The sequence below is a fragment of the Bacteroides hominis genome, from assembly GCF_033042785.2.
Taxonomy (GTDB): domain Bacteria; phylum Bacteroidota; class Bacteroidia; order Bacteroidales; family Bacteroidaceae; genus Bacteroides; species Bacteroides hominis.
In genome coordinates, this window is sequence record NZ_CP178829.1 from 2,382,997 (window position 1) to 2,401,744 (window position 18,748).

At 45.0% G+C, this 18,748-nt stretch carries 15 protein-coding genes and 1 other RNA gene; 12 read left to right on the forward strand and 4 right to left on the reverse strand.

Going from position 1 to position 18,748, the window contains the following annotated elements; translation table 11 throughout:
• Window positions 1–6 precede the first annotated feature (6 nt).
• Window positions 7–738, forward strand: a complete 732-nt coding sequence (locus R3O62_RS09910; RefSeq protein ID WP_005818730.1) for a M23 family metallopeptidase — start codon at window positions 7–9, stop codon at window positions 736–738.
• Here R3O62_RS09910 and R3O62_RS09915 read toward each other — a convergent pair.
• The gene (locus tag R3O62_RS09915; protein ID WP_269110315.1) at window positions 677–1,861 is read right to left on the reverse strand and encodes an OprO/OprP family phosphate-selective porin; all 1,185 of its coding nucleotides are present in this window, start codon (window positions 1,859–1,861) and stop codon (window positions 677–679) included. The two genes, R3O62_RS09910 and R3O62_RS09915, sit on opposite strands and share 62 nt — an antisense overlap.
• Before the next feature lie 112 nt (window positions 1,862–1,973).
• Window positions 1,974–3,128: a lactonase family protein gene (locus R3O62_RS09920; protein WP_234069652.1), complete on the reverse strand. Its 1,155-nt coding sequence runs from the start codon at window positions 3,126–3,128 to the stop codon at window positions 1,974–1,976.
• A 193-nt stretch (window positions 3,129–3,321) separates the two neighbouring features.
• Here R3O62_RS09920 and ssrA point away from each other — a divergent pair.
• From ssrA to R3O62_RS09945, 5 genes are all read left to right on the forward strand, one after another.
• Window positions 3,322–3,719, forward strand: a transfer-messenger RNA (tmRNA) gene (ssrA, locus tag R3O62_RS09925).
• Between the two features lie 643 nt (window positions 3,720–4,362).
• Window positions 4,363–7,050: a sensor histidine kinase gene (locus tag R3O62_RS09930; protein ID WP_269110314.1), complete on the forward strand. Its 2,688-nt coding sequence runs from the start codon at window positions 4,363–4,365 to the stop codon at window positions 7,048–7,050.
• Between the two features lie 38 nt (window positions 7,051–7,088).
• Complete coding sequence (locus R3O62_RS09935; protein ID WP_032541482.1) at window positions 7,089–8,105, forward strand: helix-turn-helix domain-containing protein; 1,017 nt, start codon at window positions 7,089–7,091, stop codon at window positions 8,103–8,105.
• A gap of 133 nt (window positions 8,106–8,238) precedes the next feature.
• A complete protein-coding gene (gene dinB, locus R3O62_RS09940; RefSeq protein WP_005809884.1) occupies window positions 8,239–9,333 on the forward strand; it encodes a DNA polymerase IV in 1,095 nt (364 codons plus the stop codon).
• 112 nt (window positions 9,334–9,445) lie between these two features.
• On the forward strand, window positions 9,446–9,874 hold the full coding sequence (locus tag R3O62_RS09945) for a hypothetical protein (RefSeq protein ID WP_317472908.1): 429 nt from the start codon (window positions 9,446–9,448) through the stop codon (window positions 9,872–9,874).
• A gap of 289 nt (window positions 9,875–10,163) precedes the next feature.
• Here R3O62_RS09945 and R3O62_RS09950 read toward each other — a convergent pair whose 3' ends face one another.
• Together R3O62_RS09950 and R3O62_RS09955 are read right to left on the reverse strand one after the other, a co-directional pair.
• Window positions 10,164–12,842 (reverse strand): transglutaminase domain-containing protein, encoded by a 2,679-nt coding sequence (locus tag R3O62_RS09950; protein ID WP_317472907.1) that lies wholly within the window; start codon window positions 12,840–12,842, stop codon window positions 10,164–10,166.
• Window positions 12,843–12,948: 106 nt separating this feature from the next.
• Window positions 12,949–14,544, reverse strand: coding sequence for a YfcC family protein (locus tag R3O62_RS09955; protein WP_005809879.1), 1,596 nt, complete (start codon window positions 14,542–14,544; stop codon window positions 12,949–12,951).
• A gap of 219 nt (window positions 14,545–14,763) precedes the next feature.
• Here R3O62_RS09955 and R3O62_RS09960 point away from each other — a divergent pair, with 219 nt between their 5' ends.
• From R3O62_RS09960 to R3O62_RS09985, 6 genes are all read left to right on the forward strand, one after another.
• Window positions 14,764–14,898, forward strand: coding sequence for a hypothetical protein (locus tag R3O62_RS09960; protein WP_005775876.1), 135 nt, complete (start codon window positions 14,764–14,766; stop codon window positions 14,896–14,898).
• Window positions 14,899–15,061: 163 nt separating this feature from the next.
• A complete protein-coding gene (locus R3O62_RS09965; RefSeq protein WP_005818739.1) occupies window positions 15,062–15,445 on the forward strand; it encodes a hypothetical protein in 384 nt (127 codons plus the stop codon).
• A gap of 145 nt (window positions 15,446–15,590) precedes the next feature.
• On the forward strand, window positions 15,591–16,031 hold the full coding sequence (locus R3O62_RS09970) for a LapA family protein (RefSeq protein WP_032529855.1): 441 nt from the start codon (window positions 15,591–15,593) through the stop codon (window positions 16,029–16,031).
• A gap of 11 nt (window positions 16,032–16,042) precedes the next feature.
• Window positions 16,043–17,257, forward strand: a complete 1,215-nt coding sequence (locus tag R3O62_RS09975) for a sodium ion-translocating decarboxylase subunit beta (protein WP_005775879.1) — start codon at window positions 16,043–16,045, stop codon at window positions 17,255–17,257.
• A 101-nt stretch (window positions 17,258–17,358) separates the two neighbouring features.
• Entirely contained in the window at window positions 17,359–18,234 is an 876-nt protein-coding gene (locus R3O62_RS09980; protein WP_005818741.1) for an AraC family transcriptional regulator, read from the forward strand.
• A gap of 91 nt (window positions 18,235–18,325) precedes the next feature.
• On the forward strand, window positions 18,326–18,745 hold the full coding sequence (locus R3O62_RS09985) for a pyridoxamine 5'-phosphate oxidase family protein (protein ID WP_032542348.1): 420 nt from the start codon (window positions 18,326–18,328) through the stop codon (window positions 18,743–18,745).
• The last annotated feature ends 3 nt before the right edge of the window (window positions 18,746–18,748 follow it).

Genomic DNA, 18,748 nt, shown 5'->3' on the forward strand with positions numbered 1-18,748 from the left:
GCGTCCATGAAGAACATACACACTTTTTTGATTTTATCTCTGTTTTCGTTGTGTACGAGTGCACAACGCAGTGCACAAACCAAATTCTCGGATATGGAAGTTAATCATGTCCGGGTGGCTACACCGGGACTTTTTGCTAAAGAGAATTGCATCATGCTCAATCTGAATTCCCTGTCTCGGAATTACTCTTTTCCTTTGCCGGGAGGTAAAGTCATTTCCGGTTATGGAACCCGTGGCGGACATAGTGGGGATGATATAAAAACTTGTGCCCGTGATACGATTCGCGCTGCTTTTGACGGAGTGGTACGTATGGCAAAACCTTATGGTGCATACGGCAATGTGATTGTGATTCGCCATCCCAATGGGTTGGAAACGGTGTACAGTCATAATGTGAAGAATCTGGTAAAAAGCGGAGATGCTGTGAAAGCGGGAAAAGCTATTGCCCTGACCGGACGTACCGGGCGGGCTACTACGGAACATCTGCATTTCGAAACGCGGATTAACGGGCAACATTTTAATCCCGGTCTTATTTTTGATATGGATAAACGCACTTTGCGCAAGGATTATCTGCAATGTACGAAGAAGGGGAAAGGGATTATTGTGAAAGCTTTGAAAAGCGAAAAAGTTCCCCCTAAGTATAAAACTCTTTCGCCTTTCCTTTATGAACTGCCCGGTATTAAAAAACCGGAATGGAATATACCAGGCCTAGCGAAATCCGCTGTGTATTCGGGTCTATAGCTTCTAAACGGCGGGCAGCTTTCAGGAGTTCGTTCCGTTTGTACTGATAATGGAGGAAGATCAATAGTTCGCTGTTTCGCATCGGATAGTATTCTACGCAGGCTTGCCCGCACCAGGTACGACGATAGGTGCCTTTCTCAAAGATTCCGTTTGTTTTATAAATCTTACCGGTTTCGTAGATACCTTTCAAGTATACATTCCAATTGGGATGGAGACGGTAGTCCACATTGGCAATGGTAGTGAAGTATTCGGTATATTGGGCCGTTTGTGGATTCTCCAGGTCAGTGTGGGGTAAGGCACTGATAATGCCTTTGTTGTCGATCCCCTGTCGGGAGTACATCAAATCTACATAAGCGATCCATGGCCCTTTTTCATAGACGTTTCCGGCAGTGAGATACAGGATGTTTCTTCCTTTGGCCTGCTGTCCCCATGAAGCGGCATATCTTAACTGGATGGCTTTATCCAGATAGTAACTGTTCCAGTTGATAGTTGAGATCAGGGGAACTTTGGTAGCTTCTACATTTGCCGGTAGCCCGTGGAGATAGGTATCTTCATCCCCACCATTACGGTTGTTTACTATCTGGAAGTTCAATTCCTGAGTAGGGGTTACATTCCAGGTGGCAGATACACCTGCCAGAAAGCAGTTGACATAATTATTAAATTCACTGAACTCACGCACTTTAATCGGGTTGACATAGTATTCGTAGCCACCCAGCATGAGGAACTGTTTTCCGGCGGTGATGGAAAAGCGGTCGGAGAGGTGATAGGTCAGATAAGCATACTCTACGGAAGAAGACAGGTTGTCCAGTACAAAGGGATTGCTGTATTTATTAAAAGACTGACGGAAATGGTAAGAGAACTTTTGGTTGATATTTCCTACAATTTCTAATTTGAACCGATTAAGTTTGAAAGCGACCTCCTCTAATTCATTCTCGGTAAAAGAAGCAGCACATGAGGTGTAGAGTTGCAGGTTCATGTGAACGGAGAATCCTTTGTTTTCTTTTCCGGTGATGCGTTGGACTACAGAAGAAATAGAGTCGTTTGGGGAAATAATGGGTTGCTGTTGGGCCGTAATGGTACCCATGGTAAACAAGGTTACCAAAAGGAAGACGTGTCTTTTCATATTTGTGAAATCTCTTTGGGTTAATAAAAGTGATGCAAAAATAATAAAAAACGTCTTCCTTTTCGTCTTTTCAAGGTAAAACTGTCTGTTTCTCCTTAAAGTTCCTGTTCTGTTAGTCTACAAATTTCAGGCAAACAGGTTTGTCTACTTTTATATCTTTCTTGATGTCGGTCAATAGTCCGGTAGTCTGGTTCCTTTCAAATATCTGAATGGTATTGGTGTCGCGGCACGCTACCAGCAAATATTTGCCGTTGGGGGTAATGATGAAGTTACGCGGATGGATTCCCGTTAACTGATAACCTATCTTGGTCAGGGTACCATTGGTCTTGTCGACTTTGAAGATGGCAATTCCGTCTGCTTTCAGGCGGTTGCTGGCATAGAGATATTTTCCGTCCGGACTGATGTGGATATCGCCACTGCCTTGCGCATTTACAGTATCGGCTGCAATGGTTTGAATTTCATCCAGCATTCCGTCGGTATACCGGAAAGCTATTACCGTCCCTCCTATTTCGTTAATAAGGTAAGCAAACTTGCTGTCCGGACTGAATATCAGATGTCGGGGACCGGAACCCGGAGCAACCTTAAAAGCTTCCGGATTACCCTTTGTCAGGAGTTTCTCTTTGTTATCGGCATTGGCATTCGGATTGAGATTGAATTTATGTATCTGATCGGTACCTAAGTCATCGGCGAGTAAATATTTGCCATCCGGAGTGATACGTACGCAGTGCAGATGAGGCATTGTCTGTCGTTCTTTATCCGGTCCGGAACCTTTAAATTCGATTACATCGGAGGCGGGTAGCAGAGAACCGTCTTTTCCGATGGGAAAGACAGTGATACTCCCTCCGCTATAGTTGGCAGTGATAACATTCTTTCCGTTGGTGATCAGGTAGCACGGATCGGCCCCCATTGTTTTCTGAGTATTCAATAAGCGAAGCGTTCCTTTGGTTTTATCGAAAGCAAAGGCGCTCACAGATGCCTGGTCTTTGCTGAATTCATTGACGGAATAAACGAATTTTCCGTCGTCCGACGGAACGAGGTATGATGGGTTAGCAACTTCTGTATCACTGAGTGGTACCGATTCTCCGGTTTCTTCGTTGAACCGGAAAGTGTAAATGCCTTTACTGTCGCCGGAAGTATATGTTCCTACCAGCATAGTCAGTTCGTTGTCAGTTGTTGTTGGATCTGCCGGCTGTGCGGTTGTCTTCTTTGGAGAACAACTGGCTACAAGCATGCCGACTGCACAGATACTAATGATTTTTTCGACCATAATAAATAGATGTTATTTTGAGGGTTTGTTGGTTACCTTTGTTATATTCTGAAAACACAAAGTTAGTATAATCTTCTGTGTTTCTTTCCGGAATGAATAAAATATCTAAAATCCATCCTCTTTTTCTTTCTTTATGATGAATATTCCCTATCTTTGCAGCCACATAAGTGGTTACCACTTCCTCATCTCAAAAGGGGTTGACTGGTTTTGACAGCGGGCAGAAATGGTGGGTAAGCATGCAGTGCGTCGGTGATTTGCACTTTAATCTCAGTTATCAAAATTTTATCTGGCGAAACTAATTACGCTCTTGCTGCTTAATCGAATCATAGTAGATTAGCTTAATCCAGGCACCAGGTGCCAGGACGAGACATCACTCGGAAGCTGTTGCTCCGAAGCATTCCGGTTCAGTGGTGCAGTTACATCGGGGATAGTCAGAAGTGGCCTTGCGCTTCGGATGAAAATTTAGAGGATAAGGCAGGAATTGATGGCTTTGGTTCTGCTCCTGCACGAAAAACTTAGGCAAAGATAAGCATGTAGAAAGCTTATGATTTCCTCGTTTGGACGAGGGTTCGAATCCCTCCAGCTCCACTTTATGACAGAAACGTCCCTCTGAACCGGTAAGTTCAGGGGGATTTTTTGTTAAGAATATCCGGATTGTCCGGGTTATTTGTTACGTTCTCAACGTAAGTCGTTGATAGGTAGCTGCCTATCGGCATTTAAACTGCTGTTATTTGTCCGGGTACTTTATTTTGTCTTTTAAAATAAACACTTTACATTTGACTTCTGAGCAATTCGTCATAGAGAGTCGACAAGTGAGAAACGGTCTAATCCCAAGTATGGTTAAAGAAATTATTGTCTGCTCATATTTATTGTTTATTCATATTCCGGTAAATGCCCTTGCCAATCTATCTTTTTCTTAATAAAAACCATATTGGGGAAACAAACTGAATATTGTCTCGTTATAATGTAGATCAGATTGATTTTTCATGTGAGTCGCCTTTCTTGATGTCCTGTTGCTCACCGATAAACGATGTGAACATCTCATTACTATTGTTTTGTTAGTATCCTCTACGACAACAGGGAGGGATTTAAGGCGTTCAGGAGCGTCACAAATCCGGTCACCTACTCACGTGATGTGCAGAAGGTAGTGTTTTTCTTTCCCCCATGACTACCTTACTATAGGGTTCCCACTTTTAATAAAACTACTCCATTTTAATTATAACAAACAAAAAGAATGAAATATATTTTATACTTCATGATGATGATATATGGTTCGTTATGCCATGCCATCGTTTGCAAACACATTGTAGAAATAAGTGAAACGAATACTCGTAAAGTGCATCAGATACGGAGAGATGCCTTGGGATATATGTGGTTTATGAGCCATACCGGAATAAGCCGGTTTGATGGAACGAAGCTGAAACACTATAAGTTGTCTGCCGAAGGACAGACTGTGGATTATTATATGGGCTGTTGCCGGCTGCTTACGGACAAAGAGAATGGGTTATGGGCGGTTACCCGAAACGGAGATTTATGGACGTATAATCCGTCATTGGATAAGTTTGAGTGCAGAAACCATCTGCCGAACCAGGATAAGGCGTCAGTGCGCTTTCTCTGTGCAGATAGTCAGGGGCATATCTGGTTTTCCGCTGGAAACCGGTTGATTGCTTATCGGGGAATTACTAATACTTTCTATCGGGTGAATCACAATCTGAAACAGATTTCCGGTATGGTAGAAGTAGCTCCGGGAGAGTATTTCGTGGGCTCGGATGAAGGCCTGTCTGAGATAACCATGAAGGGTTATTCCATAGAAAAACAATCCGGCGAACTGTCCGGGAAGAGATGTCGCCGGATACATGAAATGCTTTTTCATCCGTATAGCGGCAGACTGATTATCGCAGACTATTCGGAAGGGTTAATGGTGTGGGACACGAAGTCGGAGCGGATGATTTATACATGGGACAGGCCTGTGAACAGCCGGATTAGTAGTTTGCGAACATTGGACGACCGGAATGTCTTAGTAGCAACGGACGGTGAGGGATTATATCGCATGGACATTATTAACCCGGAAATCAGGTCTTTTGTACATACCGATTTTGAGAATGGTAATTCAATTCGTACGAACCGGATTGTCGATTTGTTTGTGGATGATCAGAAACATATCTGGGTGGCGGATTATCCGGAAGGCGTATCAATGATTGATATGGATTCTCCGGATGATTATAAGTGGTATAGGTTTCAGGCAGGAAATACGCATTCATTGGCGAACAACCGGGTAAATGCGGTATTACATGATTCGGACGGGGATGTCTGGTTTGCGACGGATCGTGGTATCAGTTGTTTTCACCCGTCGACAGGCAGATGGGAACGGATTGTTACAGATCTTCCTTGCCAGATGTATACTGCACTTAGCGAAACAGGTCCCGGAGAGATATGTGCCGGAAACTATGTACACGGCTTGTACATCATCCGTAAGAAGAATAATAATCAGGTTGTTCCGTATGCCCGCATTTCCGGGGTCAATGCACTTTGCCGTAAGGATAAAGATCGGTTGTGGATTGGGACGGATGAAGGTTTGTTTCTCTATTGTCCCAATGATAATGGTGTTGTAGAAGTGAAATCCTTGTCCGGTCTGCACATTCATGCCTTGTATCAGTCCGATAGCAATTGCCTGTATATTGGAACCGAAGGAAACGGTTTGCTGGTCTACCGTCCGGAGCAATCCCGGCTGGATACTGTGAAAAATTCAGGAGTTACTAATGTGTACGCTGTTTGGGAGGATGACAAGAAGCGGCTGATAGGAAGCAGTGATCAGTTTGCCTTTTCATTTGATCCTGTACAGCATTCGTTTCGGCGGTTTCCCAATAAAGGACTCCGGATTACGTCGGGAGCTTTTATTGGAGACGGCAGGCAGATACTGGGTACATACCAGGGAGCAATTGATTATGACAAACAAGAGCCTCGTTCGTTACACAAGACCTGCCTGGGATTTTATCTGGACGGGCTTCGGGTGCTGGATAAGGATATGACCGTAGAAACAGAAAATACTCCGTTAGAAAAAGCACTGAATTATACAGCTACCTTACAGTTGGATCATGATGAAAACACTTTTTCGTTTACGGCTACTGCCGTCCGCTACGATGAAATACAGGATATAGCTTACAGCTGGAAACTGGATAATACGGACTGGAGTAATCCGTCGCCGGAGAATAGAATTCGTTTTTCGAACCTTGCTCCGGGTGAATATGTCTTCTCCGTACGGGCAATATCCATTGGCAACGGACGTCCGTTTGCACAGAGGAATATGAATATCGTGATTCGTAAACCGCTCTGGAAGACAAATGGCGCTTTTCTTTGTTATGGAGTTTTGGCTATTACGCTGGGGTCTTTAGCTGTTCGTTCATGGTTCATCTGGCAAGACAGGAATCTTTCAAGAGAAAAGATACAATTGTTTATGAATACTACCCGTAACCTCTGCATGCCGCTTACGTTGATAAAGGTTCCGTTGGAGTATCTTTATGAAAAATCGTCTTCCGAACTTGTCAATAACGTATTGCAACAGATTAAGGGTGTAAACAATCTGCTGGCCGACCTGGAAAGCATCAGCCGTATTTCGGCTTCTCCCGGGTGCCTGTCTCTTGCCGATCATGAGTTATCCATGTTTCTCAAAGAGACGGTGAACCGTTTCAGTGATTACGCAAACGAAAAATGTATTACGCTTCGTTGGGTGGACGAGCCGGCTTTTGTTACCGTGTGTCTGGATAGGGAGAAGATGGCTGCAATCCTCCGGAACCTTTTGATGGCTTTTACCGACAGTATAGACAGGGGCGGGGAAATACTTCTGAGTACATCGTGCAATACTCAAAACTGGGAGTTGAGGCTGGAGTCTGAAGATAATGGACTTCTTAAAAAAAAATTCTAAATTATAAGGGATTGGTTTCGGGAGGCTCTGCCGAGACCATGAGTTGGTTATTTATACGCAAATTAATCTGTTTGCATAAAGGCAAAATCAAATTTACTTATAAAGAAGAGCATAAACTGGTTCTTATCTTAGTCTTTCCTGTTGCTATCCGGCAATCGGAGAAATTTTCCGACCTTTCCGATCTGCTTTCCGTACCTGAATTTCCGACCAAGGACAGCGAACTGTTACCGGCTAACGAAACGTTGCCGGCAATGGAAACTCCATTACCGAAACATCGGGAGAAGAGACGCAACGGACGTTCTTTGGTATTGGTCGAAACCCATAAAGAATTACGTAATTATCTTGTGCGAATCCTGATGCCGGATTACGAAGTTGTATCGGTTTGCGATGCGGAAACGGCCTTTACGACTATATGTGAACAGCATCCCGATGCTGTTCTGGCCTCTTCAGCCCTTGTCGGAATTTCGGGGGAAGAACTTGCTGTCCGGATTAAATCGGATGACAGGGTAGCACATGTACCTGTGATATTGCTCGTGAAACCGGGCGAAGACAGCAAGGAGACCCAACGGAACGCCGATCTTTATGTGACAATGCCTTTTGCCATTTCGTTCTTAAAAGCAGAGATTGAAAGTCTGATTACCAACCGGGAGATTATCCGCAAGAGGTATATCCGTTTGACATTAGGGGTTGATGCTCCGGATGACGTCGAAGCCGATGTGCCGTTGTCGGATGGTGATCAGGAATTTATCAGTCTGGTGAGAAGCCTGATTGAAGAGAGACTCACCGATTCCAGGTTTACGATTGACGAACTGAGTGATTGTGTGAATATGAGCCGTTCGAGCTTTTACAATAGGATTAAGGAGATAACCGGCCATGCACCCGCAGACTATGTTCGTAGTGTACGCCTTAACAAGGCGCTGATCTTGCTGATGAGTAGGAAATATACTGTAGCCGAGGTTGCCGACATGACGGGATTCAGTGATCCGAAATATTTCAGGATCGTGTTTAAGAAACGTTTCGGAGATTCACCGACAAAGTATATAAGCAATTTGTAAGTTAACGGGAGACCGGCCGGGGGAGTGCCTTGCCGGTCTTCATTTTATTAACTAATCCTGTCAGTGGGATTGAAAGAATAACTCTTATCTTTGCTTCTCAAAATGTGAACTGCGATGTAGAATTATTGCAGAAATGGGCGAACGTAAGATTATACATATTGATATGGATGCTTTCTATGCTTCCGTGGAGCAGAGAGACCATCCGGAATTGCGTGGTAAACCGCTTGCTGTCGGGCATGCCGAGGAGCGGGGAGTAGTGGCGGCGGCAAGCTATGAAGCGCGTCGGTACGGAGTGCGTTCGGCTATGTCGTCACAGAAGGCAAAGCGCTTATGTCCGCAACTGATTTTCGTTCCCGGACGGATGGACATATATAAATCGGTTTCCCGCCGGGTACACGAGATCTTTCATGAATACACCGATTTGATTGAACCCCTTTCGTTGGACGAGGCATTCCTGGATGTGACAGAGAATAAACAGGGAATTTTACTGGCGGTAGATATAGCCAGGGCTATTAAACAGCGCATCCGTGAAGAGTTGAACCTGGTAGCATCGGCGGGTGTATCTTATAATAAATTCCTGGCAAAGATTGCTTCGGATTTTCGCAAGCCCGACGGACTCTGTACCATCCATCCCGATCAGGCGCTCGATTTCATTGCCCGTCTGCCCATCGAGTCATTTTGGGGAGTAGGACCGGTGACTGCCCGGAAGATGCATTTGCTGGGTATTCACAATGGCCTTCAGCTACGTGGCTGTTCGTCGGAAATGTTGGTACGGCAGTTTGGTAAAGTAGGACTGCTCTATTACGATTTTGCACGAGGAGTCGATCTCCGTCCCGTAGAAGCGGTATGGATACGTAAATCAATCGGTTGCGAACATACGTTGGAGAAAGATATTCATGTGAAATCGGCTGTGATTATAGAACTTTATCACGTAGCTACGGAACTTGTGGAACGGTTGCAACGGAAGGACTTCCGGGGAAAGACGCTGACGCTGAAAATCAAATTTCATGACTTTAGCCAGATCACACGGAGCATGACGCAGGCTCAGGAACTGACGAGCCTTGAAAGAATTCTGCCTCTTGCCAAACAGTTGCTGAAAGAGGTGGAGTATGAGCAACATCCCATTCGGTTGATAGGGCTTTCGGTGTCGAATCCGAGAGAGGAGACAAATGAGCATCGGGGAGTGTGGGAACAATTGAGTTTTGAGTTCAGTGACTGGGGAAAATAGTTAAAGATCGGGATGCGGGGGTGAAATAGTCGGGTGATTGTATCTGTTTAGTATTATTTTTCTTATCTTTGGGAGTGATATGGCATTGAGAACTAATAAATTATAAAAGATCATGAACCTGAGCAGATGTCCAATTCTCTTCTTGCTACTATTTGCGTTGTTCTGTAGTTGCCACGATGAAGACAGGGAGGATATACCTCCGACCGACGAACGAACCGCGAACTTCATTGTGAAATATAACGACGGATCCGGAATACATCCGGATTATAATGCTAAAGTATATATTTATTATGGAATATATTCGATGGATATTGCAGGTTTCCGCTATCTTCCGGATGGAGTTCTGGAATATCGCGGACAGGAAATAGTTCCTGATATAGAATTGTCTGCTGATGGGAAAGAAGATGTGTCACTGTTATTAAATAACACGGAGAAGGTAACGGTCGTGGTTGAGAGTTCCTTTTATGAAGGGAAAATAGGAATAACAAGTTACTCTCCGGGGGATATGTCCATAAAGGCTACATTTATATTTGGGGGATAGTATGGTGGCTCGGGACAGCCGCCTGAATGTCTGTCCTCGTTTTATGATATATAAGAAAGGGGAGAAGCCGAAACTTCTCCCCTTCTGTATAGAGGCTCTGTTTGCTATAAACAGAGCCTTTGTTTGGTACGGATAGAGCCTCTGTTCTGCTTCTGCAGAGTCTCTGTTTCCGGCAAGTGCTTACTTCATTCGTTTTCGGAGCAACCGGCTCCCGGTGCTTTTCCCGGTTGCATCCGGGGGAATTGCCGGTTTCTCCGGAAAAGCCCTTAAAGCTGCCGGAATCTGTTTGCTACAATCCGTGTATCACTTTCATCAGTTGTTCGCCCAGTCCGATGGTATAACCTTGTGAAACAAAAACTATCCGGTTGAACGTATCACCGATAATAAACATCGGCAAGATGGTGCTGTTAGGCAATTTCATCGATTCGGCAATTTGTTTCTGGATGGCTCCGTTTACATCGATACCATAGGTGATGGTCGAGGGCAGTCCCGGGAATTCTGTCGGGCGGAACTTCTTATATTGTTCTTCATTAGGGAAAAGCAGTACCATTTTGCAGCCCCATTTTTCGAATTCGCTGCTTAGGGCCGCAATATCCCGGAGAGCATGGTTTGTCGGTTCTTGTCCGGCTCCCAACACGGCAACTACAAAATATCCCCGTCCGCAAGTCTGAAGAATGCTTTGCGGTTCGGTGGCTCCTATCGGCAGGTAGGTGGATTCGGAGTTGAAATTACCGATCACCTGCACCTGATCCTTACTTTCGCGCATCACCAGATCGACAGTTGTTGTCTTTCCCTCTTCGATGGTGAAGAAAGTGATGTTGGCCAACACTGCTCCACTTGCCATACGGGTTCCGGTTACCATCATGTAGTATCCGGTATCCATGCGGGCGCCATTTTTCAGCAAGTTCGACCAGGTGGCTCCGCCGCCCATATCTACGTCCCCTTCATCGTAGTTCAGCAATTGGAAAGTCCCGTTGCGGAATTTCGAGAGAGTGAAGTGTGAATAGTATTTCGGATCGCTCAACGAAGGGATAGGCTGGTAGCGGGCTACGAGTGTTCCGGTCGGTGCCTGTGTCTGCTGTGCTGCTTCAAAATCCACGTCGTAGACTTTACCGTTCTTTAGATCGTTGTCATTGAAACTCCGGTATTGAATTTTTCCGGTCACTTCGTCTATCCAGGCGGGGATACCCAGACTACGTGCCATGGATACAAAGAAAATGTTACGGGACTTTTCGTCTGCTACCCGGGCTTTCCATACTCCCATTGGAGACATCGGAATACGTTGTGAGTTCAGTTCATTGTTGATAGTGATCTCTTTTCTGCACCATTCTACCAAAGCCTGTGGATTCTTTCGGAAAGCTTCCGCTTCAGTTGCCGGGATCTCTTTCTGGAAGAATGCTTTGTAGGGAGTGATCATTTCGTTGGCCACACGAGGGTTCAGTACGTTGCTGTAGAAGTCCTCGGAACCGGGCAGACCGGAGTTGTTCAAATGATCGTTCAGTACTTCCGGACTAACGTCTCTCAGGTCCTTGGCTGAGATTACTTTCAGCAGGCTGATGGCCTGACCGGCTTTATCGGCTTTTACGGCAGCAGAAAGGAAATCTGTCAGAGTCTGATGGTTACCTCTGGAAGCTATCAGTAGGCGCACTGTTTCGGTTTCATCCAGCTTGTTCTCTTTGGCAAAAGTCCGGGCTTGCTCTTCGGTAATGAAAGTGGCTACGTAAGCGTTGCGGATGGAATCTTCCTGTGCCATGCGGCGATCGTTTTCAGTACGTTGCTCCGGAGTCACTTCGGGCAGGTTGGCACCTTCGGCCGGAGGAACAATATCCAGTGGGAGTGAATAGGTTTCACCGGCGTTCTTGTCCAGTGCGATCTTCAGTTCGTTATCTTTGCCGAATGACAATTTGGAATAACCGAACCGTCCGTCTTTAGAGGCCCATACCAGCATATCGCCCTTGCCGGCAGTCAGCGATGCGCGTCCTGCCTTATCCGTATGTTTAGTGGCTACGGTGTAGAATTCAGCATAATTATACACCTTGAACTCTACAGTGGCATCGGATACCGGCTGCCCTTCGGCATCTGTCACCAATACCGAGCCTTTGGCTGTCGGAGCATAGTTGTCGATTACATTGATTTCCGTATAGTTCGGAGTTTCGTACATGATTTCCTCTTGTCCGGCATAGCGTCCGAATACTTTGGTATGCATCAGCATGCCACGGCTGGCAGGAGCATTAAACCAGCCCAGGTTCAGTACCGGTTCCGGTTCGCAGGCGCCGAAGAAATACCATTTACCATCTACCCAGGCTTCTACCCAGGCATGGTTATCGTCGGTATGCGCCCAACGCGGAGTATAAACCTGCCGTGCCGGAATGCCTACCGAGCGGAGAGCGGCTACAGTGAAGGTCGATTCTTCACCACAACGGCCATAGGCGGTCTTTACCGAAGCGAGGGGGGAACTGGTACGGGCATCGCTTGGGGTGTAGACTACCTTTTCGTGGCACCAGTGGTTCACTTCAAGCACAGCGTCGTGCAGCGACAGGTTCTTCACACGATCTTTCAGTTCATTGTAAAATACCCGGCGCGAGTCGTCCAGATTTTCGTTGTTTACCCGGATAGGGAGTACGAAATGGCGGAATACGTCATCGGGGATCTCTTTTCCCCAAGGCATTTCGCGACGCGCCTGATCGGAGAGTCTGACATTCTCCAGATAGTAGTCACCTGTATAATCCGTCACGTCACCTGTGGGCATATAGGCATAGAGGAACATCAAGGCCTCCTGTTCGGGAGTGGTGAGTTTTTCATTAAACACTGCGAACAGATCTCCGTTAGGGAGCTGTTGCTTCTTCTTTTCAAAATCTTGCGTCACTTGGCTACGGTAAGTCTCATCTTTCAGGAAGTGGGACTCACTGCATGAAAAAAACGCAACCGACAACATCGGGATAATTAGAAAGCGGGTCAGGATTTTCATACAATTTGTTGTTAAATAAGGCTTCGCTCCTTTTTCTCTCCCGGAGAGAGGGGAGGAGTGAATGCTGTTGGTTTATATATTTGATTATGATTTCTTTTTTTATTTCCTAAAATCCGTTCATAGGGAAGAGTACTGTGGGGATCAGCAATACCATTCCCAGAATGATGAATAAAAGAAGTACCTTCCAGAACCATTTCACCCATATCTCGTAGGGGATGCGGGCAATGCCCAAGGCTCCCATCAATACGGCGGAAGTAGGTGTGATCATGTTGGTAAATCCGTCACCAAACTGATAAGCCATTACTGTAGCTTGCCGTGAAAGCCCGATGACATCGGAAAAAGGTGCCATGATAGGCATGGTTAATGCAGCTTTGGCCGATCCGGACGGGATAATCAGGTTGATCAGTGTCTGTATCAGGTACATCACCCCCAAAGATACTATTTTTCCGGTTTCTCCCATCAGTGAAGCCAGAGAATGTAAGATCGGGTCGATGATATGTCCGTCTTGCAGTATTTGGATGATCCCTCCTGCCAGACCTACCACGATGGCAGCTGATAGCATATCTTTGGCTCCGTCCATGAATTGCCCGATGATGTTATCTGTTTTTTCACTGTTGGCAAATCCCGAGAGAATACCCATTGCGAGGAAGATGGCGGAGATCTCCGGCAGATACCAGCCATGTCCCATGACACCGGTAATCAGGAAAAGAATGGTGAACGCAAGCAGGGTCAGTATGAAGAACTGGTTGGATTTACGTAAACCCAGCCAGCCGAAGGCGGCAAACAAAACAGACAGGACGGGCACTGCATAGCAGGTGACAGACGCTTCGCCTATTGCGAAAGTACTGGTTGGGTAAATGATGGAAAACAGGCACAAGGATATGATTAACAGTATGTAGACGATCCATGCCGGACGAGTCGTGACACGGGATATCTCTCCGTTGCTTTCTTCTTCCCGTTTCCGCCAATAAGCATCGGCATGATACATGGGCGATTTCTCCGGATGCTTTTTAATGACGGCGGCATATCTGAGTACACAGACTATCAGGACCGTGGTCAGTATCAGCCAGCAAAGCATGCGATATTCAAATCCGGAAAATAGCGGTAAGTCGGACAAGCCTTGTGCAATGCCAATGGTAAACGGGTTCAGTACGGCACCCGAAAAACCTATGTGGGCAGCAACATATACCATGCAAAGCCCCGTGATGGAATCATATCCCATCGAAATGGCCAACGGGACGATGATAATGACAAAGGCCAGGGTTTCTTCACTCATGCCAAATACGGAGCCGAAGAGGCTGAAGAGAATAATGACTAAGGAAATCACCACATTGTTTACCCCCAATGATTTAATCAGTCTGTGCTTTTCAAGCCCCTTCGTAAAGTTCAGGAATGAAAAGATGCCGGTATCGATGGCACGGCTGCTGTTCATTATCTGAAAGGCACCTCCCATGATTAATAAGAAGGCGATGATTCCCGCTTGCCGTTCGAAGCCTTCAAGAAGAGCACTGAACACTTGCCAGGTCTGTGGCGTCTGTTCTACCCGGTGGAAAGAGTGGTCTATAATGACTGTGCGGGAAGTGCCGTTGACGTCAATGGTCTCGCGCACATATTCACCTGCGGGAATGATCCAGGAAAGCACTGCACAGAGCAAGATGACAGAAGAAATGATGGTGTATGTGTGTGGTATCCGTTTTAGCATAGTCGTTTTTCTTGATAAAGCGCAAAGTTATGCAATATATTTGTAATATGCACTTGCCAAATCTGCCCATATAAAAAGAAAAATCAACTAATAACACACTTTTCTTATGTTTTAGAACATGTTTTCGAAAACATTTCGTATCTTTGCAGTGTTAATAAAGAAAACAAGATGTAAAACCGCTCTTCAAAACGTGGGGAGCAAAAAAAGAGGACCAAAATTATGAAAAAGAATGCAAATGAAATTATGATGTTGCAGTACCGTATCAAACGTTACCAAGCAATGGGAAATGGAACAATGTGCCAGCTGTTGAATGGCAAACTTCAAAAACTGCTTGCAAAGCAGGTTACCATGTAATTAAACACACCTATATTATATGAATAAGAAGCGGGGAATCGGATGATTCTCCGCTTTTTTTGTCATTTATCTGTCTGTACCGGGAACAATCATTATAAAATATTCGTTAATTAAACAACGAATCCTGTTTTATCTCAAATTTATTACTACGTTTGCGGTCACTATGATAAAGTACGTATTCTGCATATTGATAGGTATCTTCTTAATGTATGGAGCCGGTTGCACAGCCCCTGCAGAAGAGAACGCGGAACTTCCTGCGGGAGTTACTGCAACCTTTATATCGCAATGTGCCGGAGACCACTCTTTATTCAACGACCAGACGGCTGACTCGAAAGTGAGTGATGCCATCCTTCCCCACGGTTCTTTTTCACGGGAACTCGGTTCATCCAAAGTATTAAAACTTAAATTACAGACTGCCATCCGCTTGCTTAATACCTTTCATATCCGCCAGTCGGAGAAGGGAGATGCTTATCCGGATTTCAATCATAACTTCATTAAATATTCCAGCGGGTATTATGTATACTCGTTAGGGCATATCCTGATTTAGCTTTTCGGTTTCACACTTCCGTATTGAAGTGATTGGGTAACCCCATTTATCTGTTCCGATAAATGCCGGGGAAGTGTGTCTTGTCTCCCTCCGGCAGTCGGCATTCGTTGCATTTTATTTTTTCAATCTAAAATCATACCATGTTATGTTTAGTTTATTGTTATCCACTTTTGCCATGATGGGGCTTACCTTCGTCATTGGCTTTTTCGTTGCCGGAGTAATAAAGCTGATTGCTTCTGCGGCTGATTCATTGGCTTTTTACAGTTCACATCAGGAAGAGCTTGCCCGGTTGAAACGTATTCGGAAACTTCATCAGAAAGTAGCTGTCTTGATAACCGAAAGTGCCCTTAGCGACGAGGAGTACGGGAGTGACGGGCGTGAAGACTTCAGCAGGGGCATCACCAAACATCCCGGAGACAATCGCGGGTTCTATCACGGTGTCAGTCCCGGTGAGCCGGAACGCGGACTGATGGATTATTTTTATCCGGAAGATACAAGATCCATGTTTCTTCGCAAAGAAGAACAAATGTTACAGCATGACAAAAAGAACAATAAGAAAGCATCTTCAACCAATAAAAACAAATAAATCTTGATAGTATGGAAAGTATAGACTTTGGAACCCTGTTTCAGGGATTTGGAACAATGATGGCCAGCGGATGGTTTCTGGCCAGTGCCCGTATGTTTTTAATAGCTTTGGGATTTCTGCTCATCTATCTGGGCTGGAAGGGTGTACTTGAGCCGATGGTTATGATTCCGATGGGACTGGGGATGGTAGCCATTAATTGCGGAACACTGATTATGCCCGACGGAGCATTGGGGAACCTTTTTCTGGACCCTATGTTATCGGATACGGACGCGTTGATGAATACGATGCAGATTGACTTTCTGCAACCGGTATATACATTGACGTTTAGTAACGGATTGATAGCCTGCTTTGTGTTTATGGGAATCGGTACGTTGCTCGATGTCGGATTCTTGTTGCAGAAACCGTTTGCCAGTATTTTCCTGGCCCTTTGTGCTGAGTTGGGGACTTTTCTTACAGTGCCTATCGCTTCGGGTCTGGGGTTGTCTTTAAAGGAAAGCGCTTCTGTTGCAATGGTCGGCGGAGCCGATGGACCGATGGTGCTGTTTACTTCGCTTGCCTTGGCCAAACACTTGTTTGTGCCTATTACGGTGGTGGCTTATCTGTATTTGGGATTAACATACGGGGGATATCCTTATTTGGTAAAGCTGTTGATTCCTAAACGTCTGCGTGCTATCAAGATGGTGGAGAAGAAAGCTCCTAAAAATTATGACGCGAAAGTGAAACTTGCCTTTTCTGCTATTCTGTGTGCTGTGCTGTGTTTCTTGTTTCCGGTTGCTTCTCCACTATTCTTTTCTCTGTTCTTAGGGGTAGCTGTACGCGAGTCCGGCATGAAGCATATCTATGATTTTGTAAGTGGTCCGTTGCTTTATGGTTCTACCTTTATGCTGGGATTACTGTTGGGTGTGCTCTGTGACGCCCATTTGTTGCTCGATCCGAAAATTCTGAAACTTTTGGTGTTGGGTATGCTTGCTTTGTTATTGTCGGGTATCGGGGGAATCATGGGTGGTTACATCATGTATTTCATAAAGAAAGGAAACTATAATCCGGTGATCGGTATTGCTGCCGTGAGTTGTGTGCCTACTACGGCAAAGGTTGCCCAAAAGTTGGTAAGTAAAGATAATCCGAACTCTTTCATCCTGGGGGATGCACTGGGTGCAAACATTTCAGGAGTAATCACTTCGGCTATCATTACGGGTATTTACATAACGATTATACCTTATTTATAATAATGTTGTAGCTGACAGAATGATTTCATGAGTGACTGACAGAGCTTATCCATTTACAGTTTGTATATTTGTCGCTCTCAGATAGTTTGAAAGACAAGGTTATGAAAAAACTTATCCCTCGATATACCTTTTTAAAGAATAAGTACGGCAGTGAGTTGCTGGTGGATATAGTAGAACTGAAAGATATAAAGAAATATGTCGTTAAAAGTTCTGTTCATACCCTGACTTATTATGACATTACCTTTATCACCGAAGGGGAAGGAAGTTTCATTCTTGATAATCATACCTACCGGGGCGGTGTGGGAGATGTGTTCTTCTCCAAGCCGGGAGAGATACGTAGCTGGGATACAAATGCGATTGTGAATGGATATGCTCTGATATTTGAAGAAGAGTTTTTATCTTCTTTCTTTAAAGATTCTTTGTTTGTGCAGCATCTTTCCTTTTTCAATCCGGTGAAGGAATCGTTGAAAATACATTTGCCGGAACGCTCTTTTCTGCGTATGTTGCAACTTCTGCAATCTATTAAGGAGGAGATTGATCTGTTCAGACAGAATGACGTTCATGTGTTGAGAGCGCAACTTTATGAAGCGTTGATGCTGCTTGACCGTTTTTACGTGCAGACCGTATCGGATGCAGGGATAAACAAGGAAGGCCGCAGTCCGTATCTTGTTCAGTTTGTACAGTTGGTCGACCGTGGGTTCAGTGAATACCGTACCGTGCGGTATTATGCCGGAAGACTGTGTATTACTCCTAACTATCTGAATGAAATAGTGAGTACCGCTATGCAGATAAGCGCCAAGCAATATATTCAGAATAAAGTGATGGAAGAAGCAAAGCGGATGCTTGCTTACACGGATTTGCCGGTTGCCGAAATAGCTTTCGAACTGAATTATGAAACGGTTTCTTATTTCAGTCGTTGTTTTCGCCGGTATACGGGAGAAACTCCTTTGGGCTACCGGAGGGGACATAAACCATAAAAAGTGTCATTTCTGCCTTTGTTTCTGTCACATACCCTCTTTTTTCTTTCTGTACCTTTGTGTCAGTGTAAAACTATTAAAATTTAGAACAATGAAAGATGTAGAGAAAACGATTGGGAATCTGATTGATAAGCAAAAGATCGCATTTATCGGATCTGTTGATATAGAAGGCTTCCCCAATATTAAAGCAATGTTACAGCCCCGGAAGCGCGAAGGTATCCGGATTCTTTATTTTACCACCAATACCTCTTCTATGCGTACCACTCAATACCTGAAGAACCAGCATGCTTGTGTCTACTTCTGTGACTCTCGCTTTTTTAGGGGAGTTATGCTGAAAGGTAAGATGGAAGTGCTTACAGATAATTCCACTAAAGAAATGATATGGAGAGAAGGCGATACGCTCTACTATCCGCTTGGCGTTACAGATCCGGACTATTGTGTACTGAAGTTCACCGCTATCACCGGCAGGCGTTATGGAAACTTCAGTTCGGAAGATTTTGAGGTAGAGTAGCTT

Bases quoted from the DNA above. Each gene is read 5' to 3' on its own strand.
- R3O62_RS09910 (WP_005818730.1), top strand. From the start codon at position 7: ATGAAGAACATACACACTTTTTTGATTTTATCTCTGTTTTCGTTGTGT.
- R3O62_RS09915 (WP_269110315.1), bottom strand. From the start codon at position 1,861: ATGAAAAGACACGTCTTCCTTTTGGTAACCTTGTTTACCATGGGTACC.
- R3O62_RS09920 (WP_234069652.1), bottom strand. From the start codon at position 3,128: ATGGTCGAAAAAATCATTAGTATCTGTGCAGTCGGCATGCTTGTAGCC.
- R3O62_RS09930 (WP_269110314.1), top strand. From the start codon at position 4,363: ATGAAATATATTTTATACTTCATGATGATGATATATGGTTCGTTATGC.
- R3O62_RS09935 (WP_032541482.1), top strand. From the start codon at position 7,089: ATGAGTTGGTTATTTATACGCAAATTAATCTGTTTGCATAAAGGCAAA.
- dinB (WP_005809884.1), top strand. From the start codon at position 8,239: ATGGGCGAACGTAAGATTATACATATTGATATGGATGCTTTCTATGCT.
- R3O62_RS09945 (WP_317472908.1), top strand. From the start codon at position 9,446: ATGAACCTGAGCAGATGTCCAATTCTCTTCTTGCTACTATTTGCGTTG.
- R3O62_RS09950 (WP_317472907.1), bottom strand. From the start codon at position 12,842: ATGAAAATCCTGACCCGCTTTCTAATTATCCCGATGTTGTCGGTTGCG.
- R3O62_RS09955 (WP_005809879.1), bottom strand. From the start codon at position 14,544: ATGCTAAAACGGATACCACACACATACACCATCATTTCTTCTGTCATC.
- R3O62_RS09960 (WP_005775876.1), top strand. From the start codon at position 14,764: ATGAAAAAGAATGCAAATGAAATTATGATGTTGCAGTACCGTATCAAA.
- R3O62_RS09965 (WP_005818739.1), top strand. From the start codon at position 15,062: ATGATAAAGTACGTATTCTGCATATTGATAGGTATCTTCTTAATGTAT.
- R3O62_RS09970 (WP_032529855.1), top strand. From the start codon at position 15,591: ATGTTTAGTTTATTGTTATCCACTTTTGCCATGATGGGGCTTACCTTC.
- R3O62_RS09975 (WP_005775879.1), top strand. From the start codon at position 16,043: ATGGAAAGTATAGACTTTGGAACCCTGTTTCAGGGATTTGGAACAATG.
- R3O62_RS09980 (WP_005818741.1), top strand. From the start codon at position 17,359: ATGAAAAAACTTATCCCTCGATATACCTTTTTAAAGAATAAGTACGGC.
- R3O62_RS09985 (WP_032542348.1), top strand. From the start codon at position 18,326: ATGAAAGATGTAGAGAAAACGATTGGGAATCTGATTGATAAGCAAAAG.